Consider the following 6,916-nt stretch of genomic DNA (forward strand, 5'->3'; position numbering starts at 1 on the left):
GTGCCGGCGCGAGCAGCGGCCGCAACTGGGCGACCGGCCTGCGCCGGTCGATGACCTCGATGACCTGGCGCAGCGCGGTCTCGGCGAACACCACCGCCGATTTCGGAGGTGGCGGCTCACACAGGTGCAACGGGGTTTGCCGAGGCGGCGGACGCGGCGAGCGACGATGCAGCGCTTCGGTTGTCGGCGCCGGGCAGCTCGGCTCCGGCCACCGTCCGAGTGCTTCGGGTGTGGGTTCGTAGTCGACGATCGGCGAGGTCGCCCACTGCAGCGAGGGTTCCAATGGGATCAGCGATGCGGTCATGAGGGCTCTCCAGCGATCGGGCACGACACAAAAGGCATCCGCTGGAGAGTCGCAGACGGGTCCATGATCCCACGCGCGCGAGGGCCCTCGGCGCACCCGTTGAGCGCAGTCACAGATTCTGTAGATAACGTGTCAGTGTTTCTGTCGGGTGATCGAACGGAGGGCGGCGCCGCGTGGTGACGAGGTTGTCGGCGTCGGATGCCTCCTTCTTCCGGTTGGAGAACTCGGCCACCCCGATGTACGTCGGGTCGCTGTCCATCCTGCGCAAGCCCCGCAACGGGCTGAGCTACGAAACCCTGCTCAACACCGTGGAACGGCGGCTGCCGCAGATCCCGCGCTACCGGCAGAAGGTGCAGGAGGTGCCGTTCGGACTGGCCCGGCCCGTCTGGGTCGACGACCGCGACTTCGACATCACCTACCACGTCCGGCGCTCGGCGTTGCCGTCCCCGGGCAGCGACACCCAATTGCACGACCTCGTCGCCAGGCTGGGTTCCCGGCCGCTGGACAAGTCCCGTCCGCTGTGGGAGATGTACCTGGTCGAGGGCCTCGCCAAAAACCGGCTCGCGATCTACACCAAATCCCACCAGGCACTGGTCAACGGGATGACCGCACTCGAGATCGGCCATGTGATCGCCGACCGGACCCAGAAGCCGCCCGAGTTCGGCGAGGACATCTGGATTCCCGGACGCGAACCCAACGATCGCCAACTGCTCCTCGGCGCGCTCGGTGAATGGGTCACCCGGCCCACCGCGCAGGCGACTGCGGCGCGCGTCGCGGTCACCGACGCCGTGACCAATACCAGTCAGCTGATGGACCTGGGGCGTCGGGCCGCCGGGGTGGCCCGCACCGTCGCGCGTGGCACCGCGCCGCGCAGTCCGCTGAACGCGACCGTGTCGCGCAATCGGCGCTTCTCGGTGGCCTCGGGCAGTCTCGAGGACTTCCGCCTGGTGCGGGCCCGTTACGACTGCGACGTCAACGATGTGGTGCTCGCAGTGGTCGCCGGGGCGTTGCGCAACTGGCTGCTGTCCCGGGGGGAACCGGTGGGCGCGACGACGACGGTGCGCGCGATGGCTCCGATGTCGGTGTACCCGGAGGCCGACCTCGATTCGACCGGTCCCGGTCAGGCGATCAGCGAGGTGTCGCCGTTTCTGGTGGATCTTCCTGTCGGGGAGGCCAACCCGGTGGTGCGGTTGTCGCAGATCGCGCACGCCACCGAGGCGCACCCCACCGCGGGCAGCCTGGTCGACGCCCGGACGATCGTCACGCTGACCGGCTTCGGTCCGCCGACGCTGCACGCCATGGGCATCCGCGTCGCGACCAGTTTCTCGGCCCGCCAGTTCAACCTGCTGATCACTAATGTCCCCGGCGCCCAGAAGCAGATGTACATCGCCGGGACCAAGCTGCTGGAGACCTACGCGGTGCCGCCCCTGCTGCACAACCAGGTCCTGGCGATCGGGATCACCTCCTACAACGGCATGCTGTACTTCGGCATCAACGCCGACCGCGACGCGATGAGCGATGTCGACATGCTCCCGAGCCTGCTGCGCGAATCGCTGGATGAACTGTTGGAAGCCGCGAAGTGACGCGTTCGTAGCGCTGCTGGAATTGACGGGTGACCGCCGCCGGAGTCGAATGTCCAGAATGGCTGACATATCAGATCGCAAAATAACCGCGATTCCGGACGCTGGTACCGACCAGACCGCTGTCGGGCCGCCCCCGCACCCGGTGCTCGACATCCCCGTCGAAGAAGCCTCGATCACCCGGTCCCGCGGCATCGACTGGGTGGTTTTTGGTGTCACCGCAGTATTCGCGATCGGCTTCCTGGTCTGGGGATTCGTCAGCACCGACACGTTGGCGACGGCGTCCGGCGGCGCCCTGACCTGGGTGATGAACCAGACCGGCTGGCTGTTCGTGCTCACCGGCACCGGGTTCGTCGTCTTCGTGCTTTACCTGGCGCTCGGCCGCTACGGCACCATTCCGCTGGGCCGTGATGACGAAACCCCCGAGTTCAACGGGATCTCGTGGGTCGCCATGATGTTCAGCGCCGGCATGGGCATCGGTCTGATGTTCTTCGGGGTCGCCGAGCCACTGTCACACTTCACCACGCCGCCGCCGGGCACCGGTGCCGCAGGCAATACCGAGGCTGTGCAGAACGCGATGGCCACCACGCTGTTCCACTGGACGCTGCACCCGTGGGCGATCTACTGCGTCGTCGGCCTGTCGATCGCCTACGGCGTGTACCGCAAAGGCCGTCGCCAGTTGATCAGCGCAGCGTTCGAGCCGCTCCTGGGCGACCGGGCGAACGGGCCGTGGGGCAAGGTCATCGACATGCTGGCGATCTTCGCCACGCTGTTCGGCTCGGCGGCCTCGCTCGGGCTGGGCGCGCTGCAGATCCGCAGCGGCCTGCAGATCGTCGGAGGCATCGGCGAGACCGGCAACACGATCCTGGTCGTCATCATCGCGGTCCTCACGGTGGCTTTTGTGCTGTCCGCCGTGTCCGGGATCGCCCGCGGCATCCAGTGGCTGTCCAACATCAACATGGTGCTGGCCCTGACGCTCGCGCTGTTCGTATTCGTGGTCGGTCCAACGGTTTTCATCCTCAACCTGCTGCCGACTGCGTTGGGTAGCTACTTCGCCGATCTGAACATGATGTCGGCGCGCACCGGCGCCGAGGGTGCCGACGTCAACGCCTGGCTGCAGTCCTGGACGATCTTCTACTGGGCATGGTGGGTGTCGTGGACGCCGTTCGTCGGCATGTTCATCGCCCGGATATCGCGGGGGCGCACCATCCGTCAGTTCGTCGCCGGTGTGTTGCTGGTGCCGAGCCTGGTGTCGCTGGTGTGGTTCGCGGTGTTCGGTGGCGCGGCGATCAACGCCCAACAGGGGGGCACCGATCTGGCCGGTGAAGGTGGGGTCGAACAGCAGTTGTTCACGCTCCTCGACCAGTACCCCATCGCGACCGTCGCCAGTGTGATCGTGATGATCCTGGTCGCCATCTTCTTCGTCTCCGGTGCGGACGCGGCCTCGATCGTCATGGGATCGCTGTCCCAACGCGGCACCATCCATCCCAGTCGCGGCACGGTCATCTTCTGGGGTGTGGCCACCGGCGCGGTCGCCGCGGTGATGCTCCTGGTCGGCGGTTCGGACGCGTTGACGGGCTTGCAGACGATCACCATCATCGCGGCCCTGCCGTTCCTGCTCGTGATGGTGGCCATGGCGGTGGCATTGGTGAAGGATCTGCGGCGTGACCCGAAGGTGGTCCGGCGCGAATATGCCGCCGAGGCCGTCAACAGCGCGGTGATCACCGGGGTCACCCAGCACGGCGACGACTTCGTCATCTCCGTGGAGAAGGACCCCAACTGCGACGGACAGGAACCGTCGTCGAAACCGCTCTAGGATTGCCCGGTGGGTAAGAAGAAATCGGGCGGGAACAAGATCGCCAAAGACATCTACGAGGCCGAACTGTTCCGTCTCCAAACGGAATTGGTGAAGCTGCAGGAGTGGGTCCGAGACACCGGTACTCGGGTCGTCATCGTCTTCGAGGGTCGCGACGCCGCAGGCAAGGGCGGGACGATCAAACGGATCACCGAGTACCTCAGCCCACGCATCGCCCGGATCGCGGCGCTTCCGGCGCCGTCGGACCGCGAACGGGGGGAGTGGTACTACCAGCGCTACATCGCCCACCTGCCCGCCAGGGGCGAGATCGTGTTGTTCGACCGGTCCTGGTACAACCGTGCCGGCGTGGAGAAGGTCATGGGCTTCTGCACCCCGGCCGAGCACACGCTATTCCTGCGCCAGACACCGATTTTCGAGCAGATGCTGATCGAAGACGGTGTGCTGCTGCGTAAATACTGGTTCTCGGTGTCCGATGACGAACAGCTTCGCCGGTTCCGGTCCCGGCTCAAGGACCCGATGCGGCAGTGGAAACTCAGCCCGATGGACCTGGAGTCGGTCTACCGCTGGGAGGACTACTCGCGGGCCAAGGACCAGATGATGGTGCACACCGACACACCGTTGAGCCCTTGGTACATCGTCGAATCCGACATCAAGAAGCACGCGCGGCTGAACATGATCGCGCACCTGCTGTCGACCATCGACTACTACGACGTCGACCCGCCTAAGGTCGCCCTGCCGAAGAAGCCGGTTCTCAGCGGTGACTACCGACGCCCGCCACGGGAGCTGTCGACCTACGTGGACGACTACGTCGCAACTCTGATTGGCGACCCCGAGTAGCGGCGCCACCTTCGACAGGCGTCACGCGTCAGAACTGACTGGCTCCACCGTCGACGTACACCTCTGACCCGGTCATGAAGGTGCTGCCGTCGGAGGCCAGGAAGGTGACCACGCTCGCGATCTCCTCCGGTTGGGCGCGGCGCTTCATCGGCACGGTGGAGGTCAGGTCTGCGAGGGCCTCGTCGGAACCGGACATGAGATCGATCAGACCCGGTGTCTGCGTGAGTCCGGGCGCGACGACGTTGACACGGATCTTCCGGTCGACGAGTTCTGCGGCCCAACTGCGCGCCAGGGACCGGAGCGCGGTCTTGGATGCGGCATAGACGCTTGTTCCGGGAGAGGCCTTCACATCGCCGCTGGAGCCGCACAGAATCACCGACGAGCCTTCGCGGAGCAGCGGAAGGACGGTCTGCACGGTGAAGATGATGCCGCCGACGTTGGTGTTGAACGTCGTGGCGTAGTGCTCCCAGGTGAGGTTCCCGAGTGTCGCGACCTCGGCGATACCTGCATTGGCGAAGAGGATGTCGAGCGTGCGTCCTGTGGCCTCGATGGTTGATGCGACGCGGTCGAGGTCGGACTGCTCCGCCACGTCGGCTCGGATGAAGCTCGCCTGACCGGCCCCGATGCCGGCGACAGCCTCTTCGAGGGCGTCTTCGCGGCGACCCACGAGGAAGACGTAGGCCCCCTGCTGCGCGAGAGCCCGAGCCGCGGCGAGGCCGATTCCGGATGTTGCTCCGGTGACGAGTGCGGTCTTGCCTGTCAGAGATGACACGTGATCCTCCAGTTTTGTACCGATCGGTTGCATGCCGAGCGTATCAGTTTTGTACCGTTCGGTAGGACTTGGTGTTCACCGGGCTAGGATCACGCTCATGGACGCAGGGCAACGGACCGCCGGAGGCCGACCACGTGCCTTCGACGAGAGTCAGGCGCTCGATCGTGCGATCGACGTGTTCTGGCGTCTCGGATACGAGGGCGCCTCGTTGACGGAACTCACCCAGGCGATGGGCATCAACAAGCCGAGCCTGTACGCCGTCTTTGGCAGCAAAGAAGAACTCTTCGTGCGCGCCCTGGCGCGATACGGCCGCGCGTATCACGCACACCTGGATACGGTGCTGGCGCAGTCCACCGCCTACGAGGTCCTCGAGTCCTACCTGCGCTCCACGGTGACGGCCGCGACCCGTTCAGGCGACGTGCCTCGGGGATGTCTGTCCATCCAGGGCGGGCTTGCCTGTGCGCCGAACAACGCGCACATCCCGCAACTGCTCGCCGACTATCGCCAGGGCCTCGAAGACGCGGTGGCGAAGGCCCTTGCCAGGACGACGGACGCGTCCCGACCCGAGTCGGGCATCAACGCCGCAGCCCTGGCGGGGTACGCCGTGACGGTCGGACAGGGGGTCGCGGTGCATGCCGCCGCAGGAGTGCCGCAGGCGAAGCTGGACGGCGTCGTCGACGTGGCGCTGGCGGGGCTCGCGAGTTTGCTTGCGGCTTGACGCGGTGCAAATCCTCCATCAGCGGATGGACGTCGACCGGCACCTGGACTGACTCTTCGGACGAGTGGACATCCTCGATCGCAGTTCGTAGCCTGTCCGAGAACTGATGGCCGGGCCGATCGGTCCCGACAGCGAAGGATCGTGACAATCCGAATGACCCGGGCGCGCCATTCACTTCGGCGGATGGTCAGCGGTTCAGCGGCAGCTGCGGTCCTGGTCCTGGTGATGTCGATGGGCGCCGTGAACGCCGACCCCGCGGCTGACGCGCTGGCCAAGCTCAACGAGTTGTCCCAGCAGGCGGTGCAGACCCGTGAGGCCGTCACCGCTGCCCAGCGCGACGCTGATGCCCGGCTGGCCGACCAGACAGCGGCCGAAGACCGCCATCGAGCCGACCAGCAGGCACTCGCGATCGCGAACGCCGAGCTGCAGCCGCGACAGGCTGCGGTCGACCGGATAGCGGCGATGGACTACATGAGCGGCCGCAGCGGTCAGATGGCGGCGGTGCTGACCGCCGCCTCCCCGCAACAGCTGATCGACCAACTGTCGCTGCAACGCACGGTCGCCGCCGAGACAACCGATCAGCTGAAGGCCTTCCGATCGGCGAGCGAGCGGGCCACCACCGCTGCAAAGGACTCGGAGCGATCGGCCGCCGAGGCCCGCACCGCGGCCGAGCAGGCCGCCGCGGTGCGCGCGGACCTACAGGCCAAGTGGAGTGAACTGCTGCGTCAGATCGCCGACGCGGAGGCGCAGTACGGGGCCCTGACGCCGCGACAGCAAGCGGTGATCGACAACGCGGCGGCGGTGATGCCGGGCGCTGGGGCGGACATCCCGGAGGCGTTGCCCGTCGGTGTCGCGTCCGAGGTCGGATTGCAGCCCAACACCATCGTGG

Annotated in this window: 6 protein-coding genes and 1 pseudogene; 5 read left to right on the plus strand and 2 right to left on the minus strand. The window is 66.4% G+C overall.

What is annotated here, in order from left to right:
* Positions 1-304 (minus strand): annotated as a pseudogene (locus WA965_RS05820) (Rv3235 family protein); the annotation flags it as partial.
* 173 nt (positions 305-477) lie between these two features.
* Between WA965_RS05820 and WA965_RS05825 the strand changes: the two are divergent.
* The 3 genes from WA965_RS05825 to ppk2 are packed head-to-tail and all read left to right on the plus strand — an operon-like array spanning position 478 to position 4,537.
* On the plus strand, positions 478-1,887 hold the full coding sequence (locus WA965_RS05825; RefSeq protein WP_526447228.1) for a WS/DGAT/MGAT family O-acyltransferase: 1,410 nt from the start codon (positions 478-480) through the stop codon (positions 1,885-1,887).
* Positions 1,888-1,945: 58 nt separating this feature from the next.
* Positions 1,946-3,700 (plus strand): BCCT family transporter, encoded by a 1,755-nt coding sequence (locus tag WA965_RS05830; protein WP_526295088.1) that lies wholly within the window; start codon positions 1,946-1,948, stop codon positions 3,698-3,700.
* Between the two features lie 9 nt (positions 3,701-3,709).
* Entirely contained in the window at positions 3,710-4,537 is an 828-nt protein-coding gene (gene ppk2 / locus WA965_RS05835) for a polyphosphate kinase 2 (RefSeq protein WP_526295086.1), read from the plus strand.
* A gap of 28 nt (positions 4,538-4,565) precedes the next feature.
* Here the strand turns inward: ppk2 and WA965_RS05840 are convergent, their stop codons facing one another.
* Positions 4,566-5,309 carry an SDR family NAD(P)-dependent oxidoreductase gene (locus WA965_RS05840; protein WP_526295084.1) on the minus strand — a complete coding sequence of 248 codons (744 nt, stop codon included), beginning with the start codon at positions 5,307-5,309 and terminating at the stop codon, positions 4,566-4,568.
* Between the two features lie 97 nt (positions 5,310-5,406).
* Between WA965_RS05840 and WA965_RS05845 the strand changes: the two genes are divergently transcribed.
* Positions 5,407-6,027, plus strand: coding sequence for a TetR/AcrR family transcriptional regulator (locus WA965_RS05845; RefSeq protein WP_526295082.1), 621 nt, complete (start codon positions 5,407-5,409; stop codon positions 6,025-6,027).
* Positions 6,028-6,180: 153 nt separating this feature from the next.
* The coding region (locus tag WA965_RS05850) for a coiled-coil domain-containing protein (protein WP_526447230.1) at positions 6,181-6,916 on the plus strand (736 nt) is incomplete at its 3' end.

Origin of the sequence: Mycobacterium sp., assembly GCF_049683935.1 — a bacterium.
Classification (GTDB): Bacteria; Actinomycetota; Actinomycetes; order Mycobacteriales; family Mycobacteriaceae; genus Mycobacterium.